1 protein-coding gene is annotated in these 1,270 nt (G+C 64.1%); it reads left to right on the top strand.

The features are described from left to right. On the top strand, window positions 1-1,213 hold a 1,213-nt coding region (locus CDN38_RS28175; protein WP_075509849.1), incomplete at its 5' end, for a hypothetical protein. Window positions 1,214-1,270 lie beyond the last annotated feature (57 nt).

Here is a 1,270-nt window from a genome sequence, read left to right as displayed (position 1 = left end):
GATCGTGCCGGCGACCGGGCTGGTCAACCACTTCTACTTCTACTGTGTCGACGACGAGTTCGGCCCGTTCTTCCTCAAGTTCTGCTCCTACTTCCCCTACAACGCCAAGCTGTGCATCAACGGCAACCATTGGGCCCAGCGCCAAGCCGCCAAGGCCGGCATCGGATTCACACCGCTGGATAACGGGTTCGCCGCCGTCGAGGATCCCGCCGCGCTGCAAGCAATCTGCGACAGTCTGGGACCCGAGCACATCGAGGCGCTGCTGGGCAAATGGCTGGCGATCTTGCCGCACCCGTTTTCCGCGGCCGACCACGCCGCGGGCTACCGCTACGAGTTGTCGATCCTGCAGGCCGAGTTCTCGCTGACCCAGATGCTCGACAAACCGGTGGCGGGCCGGATGTTTTTCGAACAGGTCATCCGCGACAATCTCGACATCGGCCGCCCCGACCAGGTCGCGCTGATCTTCAATCGCCGCCTGATGCGCCGCGGACCGCGCCGCACACCCGGGTTGTTTCGCACCCGGGTGATCACCGAGGGCATCACCCCCAGCCTGCACGTGGACTACAAGCACACCCGCATCAAGCAGTACCACAAGGAAGGAAAAGCACTGCGCACCGAAACCACGATCAACGACACCACCGACTTTTCGATCGGCAAACGGCTGACTAATCTGCCCGCGTTGCGGGAGATCGGCTTCTCGGCCAACCGACGTCTGCTGCACGTCCAACGACTCAGCCACGACCCGATCACCGGCGCCGCCGCGCTTCACACCCTCACCGGCGCGCTCACCACCGCCACCGGCGCCCGTATCCCGCCACTACGGTTGGCCCAGCGGCGCACCCACGCCCTGCTTCAGGCGCTGCTGACATTTGGCTGCCAAATCAACGGGTTCACCAACCGTGATCTGCGCGCGCTCACCACCGAACTACGCGGCCTGCCACCCGGCGCGCTCACCACCGGGCAAATCACCTATGACCTACGCCGACTCAAATCCCGCGGCCTAATCACCCGCATCCCGCACAGCAACCGCTACACCGTCACCGACCACGGCCTGCACACCGCCCACTTCCTCACCTGCGTGCACGACCGACTCCTGCCCACCGGCCTGGCGCACCTGGCCGACCACACCGGCGCGCCATCACTGCAGGCAGCTTCTCGCGCCTACAACACTGCCCTGGAAAACCTCAGTCGCACAACACTATTGGCCGCCTAGACGCCAAATCGAGCCCAAGTACGTCAAACTTGACTCAAAATTCCGGCTGTGCCGGAT

The organism is Mycobacterium ostraviense, assembly GCF_002705925.1.
Taxonomy (GTDB): domain Bacteria; phylum Actinomycetota; class Actinomycetes; order Mycobacteriales; family Mycobacteriaceae; genus Mycobacterium; species Mycobacterium ostraviense.
Note: the sequence above shows the minus strand (reverse complement) of the source record. Positions and strands in the feature narration are given on the sequence as shown.